General features: G+C 66.3%; 5 protein-coding genes. All 5 read left to right on the top strand.

The window, feature by feature from the left end; translation table 11 throughout:
- The coding region (pks2, locus tag A5636_RS02915) for a sulfolipid-1 biosynthesis phthioceranic/hydroxyphthioceranic acid synthase (protein ID WP_065157211.1) at positions 1–4409 on the top strand (4409 nt) is incomplete at its 5' end.
- Positions 4410–4466: 57 nt separating this feature from the next.
- A complete protein-coding gene (locus A5636_RS02920) occupies positions 4467–5912 on the top strand; it encodes a condensation domain-containing protein (RefSeq protein ID WP_081287564.1) in 1446 nt (481 codons plus the stop codon).
- A 563-nt stretch (positions 5913–6475) separates the two neighbouring features.
- Positions 6476–12760, top strand: a complete 6285-nt coding sequence (gene pks2 / locus A5636_RS02925) for a sulfolipid-1 biosynthesis phthioceranic/hydroxyphthioceranic acid synthase (RefSeq protein WP_081287565.1) — start codon at positions 6476–6478, stop codon at positions 12758–12760.
- Between the two features lie 5 nt (positions 12761–12765).
- Positions 12766–14040 (top strand): glycosyltransferase, encoded by a 1275-nt coding sequence (locus tag A5636_RS02930; RefSeq protein ID WP_065157214.1) that lies wholly within the window; start codon positions 12766–12768, stop codon positions 14038–14040.
- 109 nt (positions 14041–14149) lie between these two features.
- Positions 14150–14983, top strand: coding sequence for a glycosyltransferase family 2 protein (locus A5636_RS02935; protein ID WP_065157215.1), 834 nt, complete (start codon positions 14150–14152; stop codon positions 14981–14983).
- The last annotated feature ends 120 nt before the right edge of the window (positions 14984–15103 follow it).

Raw genomic sequence — 15103 nt, forward strand, 5'->3', positions numbered from 1 at the left:
CGGTGGTCGCCGGGGCGCTGTCGCTGGAAGACGGCGCGAAAGTCATCTGCCGCCGCTCCAAGCTGATGACCCGCATCTCGGGCGCCGGAGCCATGGCGTCGGTGGAATTGCCTGCCCAGCAAGTACTTTCGGAGCTGATGGCCCGCGGCATCAACGACGCGGTGGTCGCGGTCGTGGCCTCCCCACAATCCACGGTGATCGGTGGTGCCACCCAGACGGTGCGCGAGTTGGTCGCGGCCTGGGAAGAGCGCGACGTGATGGCTCGCGAGGTGGCCGTCGACGTGGCGTCCCACTCCCCGCAGGTCGACCCGATCCTGGACGACCTGACCGAAGCACTGGCCGACATCACCGCCCTCGAACCCGAGGTGCCCTACTACTCGGCGACGTCTTTCGACCCGCGCGAGGAGCCGTACTGCGACGCCTACTACTGGGCCGATAACCTGCGGCACACGGTGCGTTTCGCGGCGGCCGTGCAGGCCGCCCTCGAGGACGGGTTCCGGGTCTTCAACGAGCTGTCCCCGCACCCGCTGCTCACCCACGCAGTGGACCAAACCGCCAGCAGCCTGGACATGTCAGCCGCCGCGCTGGCCGCGATGCGCCGCGAGCAACCACTGCCCCACGGGTTACGCAGGCTGGTCGGCGACCTGTACGCCGCGGGCGCCGCGGTGGACTTCTCGGTCCTCAACCCCACCGGCAGGCTGGTCGACGCCACCCTGCCGGCCTGGGCACACCGCCGCTTGATGTTGTTGGAAAGCACCGACCGTCTTGCGCACACTCACGCCATCGCCGTGCATCCCTTGTTGGGTTCGCACGTGCGGCTGCCCGAGGAGCCCGAGCGCCACGTCTGGCAGAGCGATATCGGCACTGAGGCACTTCCGTGGCTGGATGACCACCAGATCCATGGGGCGACCGCGCTGCCCGGTGCCGCCTACTGCGAAATGGCATTGACCGCGGCCCGCACGGTGCTCGGTGACGCGTGCGAAGTCCGCGACGTCAAATTCGAGCAATTGCTGCTCCTCGACGAACAAACCCCGGTCGGGGCCACCGCGACGGTCGAAGCCCCCGGCATGGTGCCGTTCGTGGTCGAGACGACGCAGGCGGGGGAACGTACCCGACGCGCGTCGGCCACCCTGCACGCCGTCGAGGAAGACGAAGACTGTGTTCCGGACGCCCGGGACATCGAAACCTTGCTGGCCAGCCACACCAACGCCGTGGACGGGGACGACCTGCGGGGCGAGGCCGACGTGCGCGGCATCCAGTTCGGTCCCGCGTTCTGCGGTCTGGCCACCGCATATACCGCCGAGACAGACGACAGCGTGCTGGCCGAGGTGGGGCTGCCTGTCTCCATCCGATCCCAGCAAGGGGGCTACGGGATCCATCCGGCGCTGCTCGACGCTTGCTTCCAGTCAGTGGCCGCGCATCCCAGTCTGCGCGACGCCGGTAACGGCGGTCTGCTACTCCCCTTGGGCGTCAACAGGATTCGCTCCTACGGGCCGGCCCGCAATGCCCGGTATTGCCTCACGACGGTGACCCCCGCCGGCTCAGGGGTGGACGCCGACATCGACATCCTCGACGAGCACGGCACCGTGCTGTTGGCCGTGCACGGCCTGCAGATGGGCACCGGATCCTCGCCGAGCAGCGAGCGAGACCGGGTGCTGAGCGAACGGTTGCTGGCCATCGAATGGCAGGAGCGCGAGCTGCCCGAGAAGACGGTGACCGAACCGGGCAACTGGCTGCTGATCAGCACCTCCGAAGGCGCCGATATGACGGCGACCCAGTTGACCGACGCGCTGAAGATGCACGACGCCCAGAGCACCACCATGTCCTGGCCGCTGCACGGTGACCACGAGGCGGAGGCGCAACGGCTGCGCGAACAGTTCGAGACCGGTGCCTTCTCGGGTCTGGTCATGCTGACCGAACGTCAGACCGGGACAGACGAAGAGTCGGTTGACCGCGGCGCCGAATACGTCAAGCTTGCCGTTCGCATCGCCCGCGAGCTGCCCGAACTGGTCGGCCAGTCGCCCCGGCTCTACGTGCTGACGCGCAATGCCCAGACCGTGCTGGCCGGGGACAGCCCCAACCTGGAACAAGGCGGCCTTCGTGGCCTGCTGCGGGTGATCGCCGCCGAGCACCCGCACCTGAAGGTCAGCTACATAGACCTTGCAAACGAGCCTGCTGAGCACGAGGCCGAGCAGGTGGCACGTCAGCTGCTGCTGGCCAGCGACGAGGACGAGACCGCTTGGCGCGATGATCGCTGGTACACCGCGCGCTTGTACCCGGCTCCGCTGCGGCCGGAGGAACGCCACACCACCGTCGTCGAGCATCGGGAGCAGGGCATGCGGCTGCAGGTCCGCACGCCCGGTGACCTGCAAACGATGGAGCTCACGGCGTTCGACCGGGAGTCCCCGGGTCCGAACGAGATCGAGGTGGCCGTCAGCGCCTCGAGTATCAACTTCGCCGACGTGCTGGCCGCCTATGGGCGTTGCCCCACTTTCGACGGCAAGCAACCGCCGCTCGGACTGGATTTCGCCGGAGTGGTGACCGCCGTGGGACCAGAGGTCACAGACCACAAGGTCGGCGATCACGTGGGTGGATTGTCCCCGCAGGGGTGCTGGTCGAATTTCGTCACGTGTGACGCACGTCTGGCCACCACGCTGCCCGAGGGGCTGACCGACGCACAGGCCGCCGCGGTGACCACCGCTTCGGCCACCGCGTGGTACGGCTTGTCGGATTTGGCCCGGATCAAAGCCGATGACAAGGTGCTCATCCATTCCGGAACGGGAGGGGTGGGACAGGCGGCGATCGCGATCGCGCGCGCCGCCGGGGCCGAGATCTACGCCACGGCGGGTAGCGAGAAGCGTCGGCAAGTTTTGCGCGACATGGGGATCGAGCATGTCTACGACTCCCGCAGCACCGCGTTCGCCGAGCAGATCCGTCGCGACACCGACGGCTACGGCGTGGACATCGTGCTCAACTCCGTCACCGGGGCCGCGCAGTTGGCCGGGATCAGGCTGCTGGCGATGGGCGGACGGTTCGTCGAGATCGGCAAGCTCGACATCTACGGAGACACCAAGGTAGGCCTCTTCCCGTTCCGGCAGAACCTGGCGTTCTACGGCGTCGACCTGGCGTTGATGTCGCGGACGCACCCCGCCCAGGTCCGCGGCCTGTTGAACACGGTGTATCAGCAGACGGCCGACGGCGTGCTGCCGCTGCCCGAGGCCACCCACTACCCGCTGGCCGAGGCCGCCACCGCGGTCCGCGTGATGGGCGCTGCCGAACACACCGGCAAGCTCATCCTCGACGTCCCGCGCTCCGGTCGCAGCAGCGTGGTCCTGCCGCCAGAGCAGGCCCGCGCCTTCCGTACCGACGGCGCCTACGTCATTACCGGCGGCCTGGGCGGTCTCGGATTGTTCCTGGCCGAGAAGATGGCGAACGCCGGCGCGGGGCGCATCGTGCTCAGCTCGCGCTCGCAGCCCAGCCAGCAAGCGCTTGAAACCATCGAGATGATCCGCGCCCTCGGATCCGATGTGGTGGTGGAATGCGGCGACATCGCCGAGGCGGGCACCGCGGAGAGACTGGTCGCCGCCGCGACCGCCACTGGCCTGGGGTTGCGCGGTGTACTGCACGGCGCAGCCCTGGTCGAGGACGCCACGCTGCTCAACATCACCGACGAACTCGTCGAGCGGGACTGGAAGCCGAAGGTGCACGGCGCCTGGAATCTGCATCAGGCGCTGCAGAAGGTGGAAGCCGAGCAGCCGTTGGACTGGTTCTGCTCCTTCTCTTCGGCCGCGGCGCTGGCCGGCTCACCCGGTCAGGGCGCGTATGCCGCGGCCAACAGCTGGCTGGATGCCTTCGCCTTGTGGCGGCGATCCCAGGGCCTGCCGGCCAGTTCGATCGCCTGGGGCGCTTGGGGCGAGATCGGCCGCGGCACCACATACGCCGAAACCTCCGGCGACTCGATCGACCCGGAAGACGGCGCCTACGCTTTCGAGGCGCTACTGCGGCACAACCGGGCCTACACCGGTTATGCGCCGGTCACCGGTTCAGCCTGGCTGGCCGCCTTTGCCCAGCGCAGTCCGTTCGCGGAGGCATTCAAGTCCGCCGGCAAGGGCCGGTCGGGCAACAGCAGGTTCCTTGCCGAGCTCGCTGAGCTGGACCGCGAGGAATGGCCCGCACGGCTGCGTCGCATGATCTCCGAGCAGGTTGGTCTGATCCTGCGTCGCGCGGTGGACGTCGACCGGCCGCTCTCCGAGTTCGGTCTGGACTCGCTGGGGAACCTGGAACTGCGCACGCACATCGAGTCCGAGGTCAAGATTCGGGTTACAACGACCGACATCACGACCGTCCGCGGTCTAGCTGATCACCTTTACGACGAATTGACATCAAAAGGCGACGCAGCAACACCCTAATGAGGTAAAAAAGACCAAGCGCCGCTGCTTGGCAGCTGGCAGATACGAGGAGGAAGCGTGATCATAGGCGGGGGATCAGCAGACGTCACTCTCGGCGTAGGAATTGTCTACGACTGGGAGCCAGGACCGGGCACGGTCGTGACGTGGCAGCCGACACCGGCATCGCGCGCGAGAGCCAAGCAAGCACCGGTTGTTGACGTGCCCCCGAGTTCCATGCAGGCCGGCCACTTGCGCGGATATGTGGAATTCGGCGAGCGTGGGCTCGACTATTCACGTCTGGTAATGGGTTCTTGGGAAATTCCCGGTAAGTGCGATATTCGCACTATGACGCACGTCATCAATGCCCACGTGCGCCGGCATGAAACGTACCGGAGCTGGTTCGAATACAACGGGCCGAAGGACATTGTCCGGCACAAAATCCAGAATCCTCGCGACATTCAGCTCGCGCCGGTTCAGCACGGTCAATTGACGCAGCCGGAATGGCGGAACCTCGTTGTTTCGACGCCGGCTCCCCTGGAATGGGACTGCTTCCGGTTCGGTCTGATTCAGCACGAGAATCACTGCTCGCTCTTCGCCATTGTCGACCACCTGCACTGCGACCCCGCGGTCGTTTCCTCGCTGTATGTGGAGATCCTGACCAACTACCGCGCGCTGCTCGAGGGCAAGCCGCCGCTGGTCATGCCGGAGCCGGGCAGCCACGACAACTTCTGCATCCGTGAGGCGAAGACGTCGGCCGACTGCACCCTGGACTCCCCCGATGTCCGCAAATGGATCGACTTTGCCGAGAACAACGGTGGTGGCCTGCCGGAATTCCCGTTGCCGCTGGGTGAGCAGACGCTGACCTGCGGTGGCGACATCCTGATCGAGAAACTGCTGACCCCTGAGCAAACAGCGAAGTTCGAAGCCAGGTGCATGGCCGCGCAGGCTCGGTTCAGCGGCGGCCTGTTCGGTTGCGTCGCGTTGGCGCACCACGAACTGACCGGCCAGGACAGGTACTTCGGCATGACTCCGGTCGACAAGCGGACGTCGCCGGAGGAATACCTCTCGATGGGTTGGTTCACCGGCGCGGTGCCTTACACCGTGGAAATCGACCCGAATTCTTTCGAGGAAACCGCTCGCTCCACGCAGGCGTCGTTCGATGACAACATCGATATGGCGAATGTGCCTTACGAGCGCGTTCTGGAATTGGCGCCGTGGCTGAAGCGCAATTCGTCTCAGTTCTTCATGACGAATTACATGGACGCCGGTTTGCCGCCGCTTTCCGCGGTGGTCGCAACCGCACTGAAGGGTGCAAATGCAACGGCCTACAACGACGGCAGGAACCCGGCCTACCTCTACTTCTCGGTAATTCGCCTTTTCGACGAGGTTTCGGTCATGGTGAACTTCCCGAATAACCCGGTTGCCCGCGAGTCGGTGACCCGTTACCTGGAGGTACTGAAGTCGGTGTTCGCGCGTGCCGCCGAGGGCCAGTACGCAAACGCCGCAGTTCAGGTAGCACAATAGAATCTGCACTTCCAGTATTGCGCCCCCGTCCAATCGAAAGGCGGGGGCGCAATACTGAAAGCAGGCGGTACAGGGCATCAGCAGCAACGCCAAGTGCTCAGAATTAATTGCGAAACGACAAATAGACCAAGCCAGCAGCAAACTGCTGTCGGCAATATCACACCCGGCTCGCCGAGGACGACTCGGCGCCATGGGCACTGAGACGCGAGCATACGTCGGTGACCACACCGCGCGTGGCGGTTTCGCAGAATTCGCTCGATTCGCGCTGGGTACCGGTCCGAATGAGCGGCGTTCAGCTTCGGAAATCAGCGTCACCGCGTACCAATTTTTTTGTACGACCGCACCGATTTTTCCACATCGATCAGGCTGAGCGGATACGCTGCAGAACAGGCAAGAACTGCAGGTGAGCTTTGCCGTGGGGGTCGTAGCAGGCGCGCTGCGCCGCTGGAATTCTGGCCCGGATCGAGACAGCTGGCACTGCTTGCCGGATGCTTCATGCGGGCTCGGAGCCACGGACGAAGTCCAAACGGGTAGGACACACGGGTAGGGAGAGGTGAACGACCGTGGACAGGTCTGGCGTGACTCCAGTTGCCGTCATCGGTATGGCGTGCCGACTGCCGGGGGGCATCGACTCCCCCGAGATGTTGTGGGAGGCATTGCTGCGCGGCGACGACTTCGTCACCGAAGTGCCCGCCCACCGCTGGGACGTCGAGGAGTTTTACGACCCCGAACCGGGTGTACCGGGCCGAACGGTGTGTAAGTGGGGCGCGTTCCTCGAGGACGTCGCCGACTTCGACCCCGAATTCTTCGGGATCACCGAGCGCGAGGCGACGGAGATGGATCCGCAACACCGCCTGCTGCTGCAAACCGCGTGGGAGGCCATGGAGCACGGTGGTCTGACCCGCGAAGCCCTGGCCAAGGTGCAGACCGGCGTGTTCGTCGGCCTGATGCACGACGACTACCTGTTCATGCACGCCGACGCGGACACCTTGAGCGGCCCGTACGGGTACATGGGTAACAGTTTCGCAATGGGGTCCGGCCGGATCTCCTACGCCATGGGACTGAGCGGTCCGGCGATGACGGTCGACACCGCATGCTCGTCGGGGTTGTCTGCCATCCATTTGGCCTGCCAGAGCCTGCACAACGGCGAAAGCGACCTGGCGCTGGCCGGCGGCGCTTCGGTGACCCTCGAACCGCGAAAGGCCGCTTCGGGTTCGGCCATCGGAATGTTGTCGCCCACCGGGCACTGCCACGCATTCGACGTCAATGCCGACGGCTTCGTCTCCGGCGAGGGTTCAGTGATGATCCTGCTCAAGCGCCTCGAGGATGCGCAGCGCGACGGCGACCGGATCCTGGCGGTGGTGCGCGGCACCGCCGCCAATCAGGACGGTCGCACCGTCAACATCGTGACGCCGTCGCGGCCCGCCCAGGTCAACGCCTACCGGACGGCGCTGGCCGCGGGCGGCGTCGATCCGAGCACGGTCGGCATGGTCGAAGCCCATGGCACCGGCACCCCGATCGGTGACCCGATCGAGTACGCCAGCCTGGCCGAGGTCTACGGCACTAACAGGCCGTGCGCGCTGGCGTCGGTCAAGACGAACTTCGGCCACACGCAGTCGGCCGCCGGCGCGCTGGGCATGATGAAGGTGGTCCTGGCCCTGCAGCACGGGATGATCCCGCAGAACCTGCACTTCACCGCCATGCCGGAGAAGTTCGCCGAAATCGAGACCAATCTTTTTGTGCCGCAGGACAATACACCGTGGCCTATTGACCAGGGCCCGCGCCGTGCGGCGGTGTCGTCCTACGGGTTCTCCGGCACCAACGTGCATGCGGTGCTGGAGCAGGCGCCGGCACAGCCGGCGTCCAAAACCGTCGATCCAGAAGCCGCCGCCCCGCTAGCGGGCGCACTGATCTTCCCGTTGTCGGCTTCGTCCGAGGACGGCCTGCGCCACACCGTGGCCCGCCTCGCCGATTGGATCGACGCGCAGGAAGACCTCGAGATTTCCGACCTCGCCTACACGCTGGCTCGCCGGCGCTCCCCCAGAGCAGCACGCACTACCGTCCTTGCCGACAGTCGCGAGCAGCTGACCGAGGAACTGCGTGCGATCGCCGCCGGCGAGGTGCCCTACCCGCAAGCGACCGGGCAGGACGACAGGGGACCCGTCTGGGTGTTCTCTGGGCAGGGCTCGCAGTGGGCCGAGATGGGCAAGGATTTGCTGGCCACCGAACCGGTGTTCGCGGCCAAGGTTGCCGAAATCGAGCCGCTGATCGCGGCCGAATCCGGCTTCTCGGTCACCGAGGCGATGACTGCGGCCGAGAAGGTGACCGGTATCGACCGTGTTCAGCCCACGATCTTCGCTATGCAGGTGGCGCTGGCCGCGGCCATGAAGGCCTACGGCGCCAACCCCGGCGCTGTTATCGGCCACTCGCTGGGTGAGTCTGCCGCGTCCGTCGTAGCCGGCGCGTTGTCGCTGGAAGACGGTGTGAAGGTGATCTGCCGGCGTTCCAAGCTGATGACCCGCATCTCCGGAGCGGGCGCCATGGCGTCGGTCGAACTTCCCGCCGAGGAAGTGATCACGCAGTTGGTGGCGCGCGGCGTCAGCGACGTCGTGGTGGCGGTGGTCGCCTCGCCGCAGTCCACCGTGATCGGCGGCGATACCCAGACGGTGCGTGACCTGGTCGCGGCCTGGGAAGAACGCGACGTGCTGGCTCGCGAGGTAGCGGTGGACGTGGCGTCGCACTCCCCGCAGGTCGACCCCATCCTCGACGAGCTCTACGAGGTGTTGGCCGACATCGAGCCGCTGCAACCCGACGTGCCGTACTACTCGGCGACGTCGTTCGACCCCCGCGAGGAGCCGTACTGCGACGCCGGTTACTGGGCGGACAACCTGCGCCACACGGTGCGCTTTGCCGCGGCGGTGCAGGCGGCGCTGGAGGACGATTTCCGGGTCTTCACCGAGCTGTCCCCGCATCCGCTGCTGACGAACGCGGTCGACCAGACCGCACGTGGACTGGACAAGACAGCCGCTGCCCTGGCCGGTATGCGCCGCGAGCAGCCGCTGCCGCACGGATTACGGGGGCTGGTGGGTGACCTCTACTCCGCCGGCGCCGCAGTGGACTTCGCGGTGCTGTACCCCGACGGGCAACTGCTGGATGCTCCGCTGCCTAGCTGGAGTCAGCGTTCGCTGTTCCTGGCGACCAGCGGTCTGGATTCGGTCGCGCGCCGCAGTGCCCTGGTTCCCGCGCATCCGCTGATGGGTGTGCACGTGCGGCTGCCCGAAGAGCCCGAGCGCCACGTCTGGCAGGGCGAAGTGGGTACCGAGGCGGTGCCGTGGCTGGCCGACCACCAGATCCGCAGCGCGGCCGCGTTACCGGGAGCCGCGTACTGCGAGATGGCACTGGTCGCGGCCCGCACCGTGCTGGGCGACGCGGCCGAAGTTTGCGACCTGCAATTCGAGCACTCGCTGTTTCTTGACGATGTGACGCCGATCGGCATCACGGCAACCTTCGAGGCGCCCGACATCGTCGGCTTCACCGTGGAGAACAACCGGGAGGGGCGTTACCAGCGGCAGGCGACCGCCATCCTGCGTGCCGCCGACCCCGCGGACGAACCCCAGGTGCACGATCTGAATGCGTTGTTGGCGAAGCACTTACGGCCGGTGGACGGCGAGGAAATCCGGAAATGGATGGACAAGCGCGGCCATCGGCTCGGTGCGGCCTTCGCCGGCCTCGGCGGTGCCCACATCCCCGAAAGCGCCGGCAACACGGTGCTCGCCGAAGTCGCGCTGCCCGGCCCGCTACGGCCCCAGCAGAGCACCTACGGATTGGTACATCCGGCGTTGCTGGACGCGTGCTTCCAGGCGGTGGCGGCCCACCCCAGCGTCGGCAGCCATGACGGCGCGGCCTCCGGTGGGTTGTTGTTGCCGTTGAGGATTCGGCGGTTGCGGGCCTACGGGCCGGCCCGGCACGCCCGGTACTGCTACGCGACGGTGACGGCCTGCGGTACCGCCGGGGTGGAGGCGGACCTGGACATCGTCGATGAGCACGGCACCGTGCTGATCGCGGTGCGTGGTCTGCAGCTGGGCACCGGCGCTTCGCCGGACAGCGAGCGCGAGCGGGTGCTCAGCGAGCGGCTGCTGACGATCGAGTGGCAACCGAGCGAACTGCCCGACCAGACGGTCACCGAGCCCGGCAGCTGGCTGTTGATCAGCACCTCCGAGGCGGCCGACATGACGGCGACGGCTCTTACCGACGCGCTGAAGATGCATGACGCTCAGGCCACCACGCTGTCCTGGCCGTTCGCCGCCGATCACGGCGCGCACGCCCAGGAACTGCGCAGCCAACTGGAAGCCGGTGCTTTCCACGGGGTGGTGCTGCTCACCGCACCGCAGCAGCACGCGGACCGGCAGGCCGGTGACCGTGGTCGGCAATACGTCGAGCACGTGGTGCGCATCGCCCGTGAACTCCCCGAACTGCTGGGCTCGCCGCCGCGGCTGTACGCCCTGACGCGTTGCGCTCAGACGGTGTTGGCCGAGGACTGCGCCAACCTCGAGCAGGGCGGTCTGCGCGGCTTGCTGCGGGTGATCAGCTCGGAAAATCCGCAACTCAAGGTCAGTTACATCGACATCGACGAGCAGACTGCGGTCGAGCGCGTCGCCCGGCAGCTGTTGTTGGCCACCGACGAAGACGAGTCGGCGTGGCGCAACGACGGCTGGTACACCGCCCGGATGCTGCCCACCCCGCTGCAGCCCAAGGAACGTCAAACCACCATCGTCGCCCACGACGAAGCCGGCATGCGGCTGCAGATCCGCACCCCCGGTGACCTGGAGACTTTGGAGTTCACCGCATTCGACCGGGTCCCTCCTGGCCCGGGCGAGATCGAGGTCGCGGTCAGTGCGTCCAGCATCAACTTCGCCGACGTGCTGGCCACCTTCGGCCGCTACCAGACCTTCGACGGGCAACAGCCCGAACTCGGTCTGGACTTCAGCGGCGTGGTGACCGCGGTCGGATCCGGCGTCACCCACCACCAGGTCGGTGATCACGTCGCGGGTCTGTCCAACAACGGCTGCTGGGCCACGTTCCTCACCTGCGACGCGCGCCTTGCCGCCACCGTGCCCGACGGCCTGACCGATGCCCAGGCGGCCGCTGCCACCACCGCCTACGCCACCGCCTGGTACGGCCTGCAGGAACTGGCGCGGATACGCGCCGGAGACAAGGTACTGATTCACTCCGCGACCGGCGGGGTGGGCCAGGCGGCCATCGCGATCGCGCGCGCCGCCGGTGCCCACATCTTCGCCACGGCCGGCAGCCCTGAGCGGCGGGACATGTTGCACGGCATGGGAATCGAGCATGTCTATGACTCCCGCAGCACCGCCTTCGCTGAGCAGATCCGCCGAGACACCGACGGCTACGGCGTGGACATCGTGCTCAACTCCCTGACCGGTGCCGCCCAGCAGGCCGGGATCAAATTGCTGGCCCTGGGTGGACGGTTCGTCGAGATCGGCAAGCGCGACATCTACTCCAATACGCGGCTGGAACTGTTCCCGTTCCGGCAGAACCTGGCGTTCTACGGCGTCGACCTGGCGCTGATGGCCGACAGCCACCCGGATCAGGTCCACGACCTGTTGAACACGGTGTACCAGCAGATTTCTACCGGCGCGCTGCCGACGCCGGAAGTCACCCACTACCCGATGGCGGACGCGGCCACCGCGATCCGGGTGATGGGGGCCGCCGAACACACGGGCAAGTTGATCCTCGATGTTCCCCATGTCGGGCGCAGTAGCGTGGTGATGCCACCCGATCAGGCCCCGGCGTTCCGGGGCGACGGCTCCTACATCATCACCGGCGGTCTCGGCGGCCTCGGTTTGTTCCTGGCCGAGAAGATGGCTAGCGCCGGCGCCGGCCGCATCGTACTGAGCTCCCGCTCCCAGCCCACCCAAAAGGCTTTGGAGACAATCGAGTTGGTCCGCGCGATCGGCTCCGACGTGGTAGTGGAGTGCGGCGACATCGCCGAGGCGGGCACCGCGGAGAGGCTGGTGGCCACCGCCACTGCGACCGGTCTGCCGTTGCGCGGGGTGCTGCATGCGGCCGCAGTGGTCGAGGACGCCACGTTGCCCAACATCACCGAGGAACTGATCCGGCGCGACTGGGCGCCCAAGGTGCACGGTGCGTGGAATCTGCACGAGGCTGTGCAGGGCCGGGAAACCGAGCAGCCGCTGGACTGGTTCTGCCTGTTCTCCTCGGCGGCTGCCCTGGTGGGTTCACCCGGCCAGGGGGCTTATGCGGCGGCCAACAGCTGGCTGGACGCGTTCACCCACTGGCGGCGGGCTCAGGGCCTGCCCGCCACGTCGATCGCCTGGGGGCCCTGGGGTGAAATCGGTCGTGCGACGTCCTTCGCCGAAGCGGCCGGTGACGCCATCCAGCCCGAGGAGGGTGCGTACGCGTTCGAGGCTCTGCTGCGGCACAACCGCGCCTACACCGGCTACGCCCCGATCATGGGTGCGCCCTGGCTGAACGCATTCGCCCAGCACAGTCCGTTCGCGGAAGCGTTCCGGTCGACGGTCAAACATGCCGGCAACAGCAAGTTCCTGACCGAACTGGACAGACTTCCCCAGGAGGAGTGGCCGGCCCGGATCCGTCGCATGGTTTCCGAGCAGATCGGGTTGATTCTGCGTCGGACCATCGATGTCGACCGGATGCTGACCGAGTACGGCCTGGATTCGCTCAGCAGCCAGGAATTGCGCACCCGGATCGAGTCGGAAACGGGGATCCGCATCACCGCCACCAACATCAACACGACGGTGCGCAGCCTGGCAGACCTGCTGTACGACGAGCTGACCTCCGCCTGACGTCGATGAGATTTGTGCTTGCGACGCACGGCACCCGAGGTGACGTCGAACCGTGTGCCGCGGTTGGTATGGAGTTGCTCCGTCGCGGACACGACGTCTGTATGGCGGTGCCGCCCAACCTGATTGGTTTCGTCGAAGGTGGCGGGCTGGCCGCCGTGGCGTACGGACCGGATTCCGGCATACAGATCAACCAGGTCGCGGCCTTCGTGCGCAACCTCACCAAGGCGCAGAATCCGCTCAATCTGGTGCACGCCGGGCGGGAGTTGTTCGTCGAAGGCTGGGCCGAGATGGGCAGGACGCTGGCCGAATTGGCCGACGGCGCCGACCTGTTGATGACGGGCCAGACCTACCACGGTGTGGTTGCCAATGTTGCCGAGTACCACAACGTTCCGATCGCCGCGCTGCACCACTTCCCCATGCACGTCAACGGACAAGTCGGGTTGCCGTCGGTACCGATGCCACCCGCGGTGGCCCGTACCGTCGCCAGAACGTCCTGGCGGGCGTATTCCTACGCCACCAAGGACGCCGACCGCACCCAGCGTCGGGAACTGGGCCTGCCGCCGGCGTCGACGCCGGCACTCGACAGGATAGTGAATAGCGGCGCGCCGGAAATCCAGGCCTACGACCCGGCGTTGTTCCCCGGACTCGTCGAAGAGTGGGATGGCCGGCGGCCGTTCGTCGGTGCGCTGTCGATGCAGTTGCACACCGAACCCAACGACGAGTTGGAGGCATGGATTGCGGCCGGAACACCGCCCATCTACTTCGGTTTCGGCAGTACGCCGGTGCAATCCCCGAGCGAGACGGTCGCCATGATCGCCGATGTCTGCGCCGAGTTGGGCGAGCGGGCGTTGATCTACTCTCCCCCGAACGGCGGTGCGCACGTGGTGCCAGACCACGTGAAACTGGTTGGCCTGATCGACTATTCGGCCATCCTGCCCACGTGCCGGGCAGTGGTCCACCACGGCGGGGCCGGCACCACCGCCGCGGGTCTGCGCGCCGGGATGCCCACTTTGGTGCTGTGGGACGTGGCCGACCAACCCATCTGGGGGGCCGCGGTACAACGCCTGAAAGTCGGTTCCACCCGCCGTCTTTCGCGGATCAACCGCAAATCGCTGCTCAATGAGATCCGGTCGATCCTGGCGCCGCAGTATGCGGCGCGTGCCAGCAAGATCTCTGGTCAGATGGCCGACCCGGCGGATGCCGTGGCGAAGGCGGCCGATCTGTTGGAAGAGACGGTGCGGCAACCGAACACGGGATCGCCGGTGAACGTCCATGACTGACGACGCGAACCATGCCCGGTCGTCGATGCCTTATTGGTATACCTTGGGCCGTCGCATAATGCCCCGAGCACATCCATCCCGCCCCCGGCAGCACTAGATCGCGAGAACCATGTCCAAACAGTCCCCGGTTGTTGTCGCCATCCCGAACTACAACATGGCCGACAATCTTCGCCGGTTGCTGCCACAAGTTTTGGCGCAATCCTACGATGGCGTGTTCGTGCTCGACGATTGCTCGACCGACGACACCCGCGACGTAGTCGCGGACTTCGGCGGCGACGTCACCTTGGTACGGGGTCGTGAAAACGGCGGGCCCGCAGCCAACCGCAACCAGATCATCGACCATGTCCCAGACGACGTGATCATCCACTTCATCGACGCCGACATGGATCTCGAGACCGCGGACACTCCTGCCGTCGCGCGGGAGGTGATGGGGCGCTACGCCGACCGGGGTGTCGGATTGGTCGGCGGCTTGGTCAACCGACTGGACGGCAGCCAGGAACTGGACAATTACGGTGCCGTGTTCTCGTTGTGGGGCAATTCCACGGCGGTCGTACAGCTGTTGATCGACACCTTGCGGAAGAAGAATCCTCGACTTGCCCGATCGGTCCGGCGGGTGGCCGCGCCAATCGTCAAAGACTGGCCCAACATGCTAGAGCCGCCGGCGCCGACCCCGGTTTACTGGGTGCACGAAGGAAATATGCTGGTCAATTCCAGCTTGTTCCGGTCGTTGGGCGGCTACGACCCGGTACTTCGCGCGCACGAAGCCCAGGATCTCGCGATTCGCCTGGAACAACGCGGCGTCGGGCGACAGTTCGACCCGAGCATCAAGGTCGTTCACCACGAAATCGACGTCCGCGGCGGCAACCGGCAGAAATGGGTCAATAAGGCGTCGATGTACCTGCTGCGCAAGCACGGATTGCTGCGGTTCCTCACCGACCACTGAAGAGGTTCGGGCCGATGCGGCGCGCCATGGCCGAGTTACCTGCGAAAACGCTTACCCATGCGAAAAATATCGCGGCAATTTCCGCGTTTCGCAACGACATTCGCCCTAGCACGGTAGCGT

Origin of the sequence: Mycobacterium asiaticum, from assembly GCF_001673315.1 — a bacterium.
Lineage (GTDB): Bacteria > Actinomycetota > Actinomycetes > Mycobacteriales > Mycobacteriaceae > Mycobacterium > Mycobacterium asiaticum_B.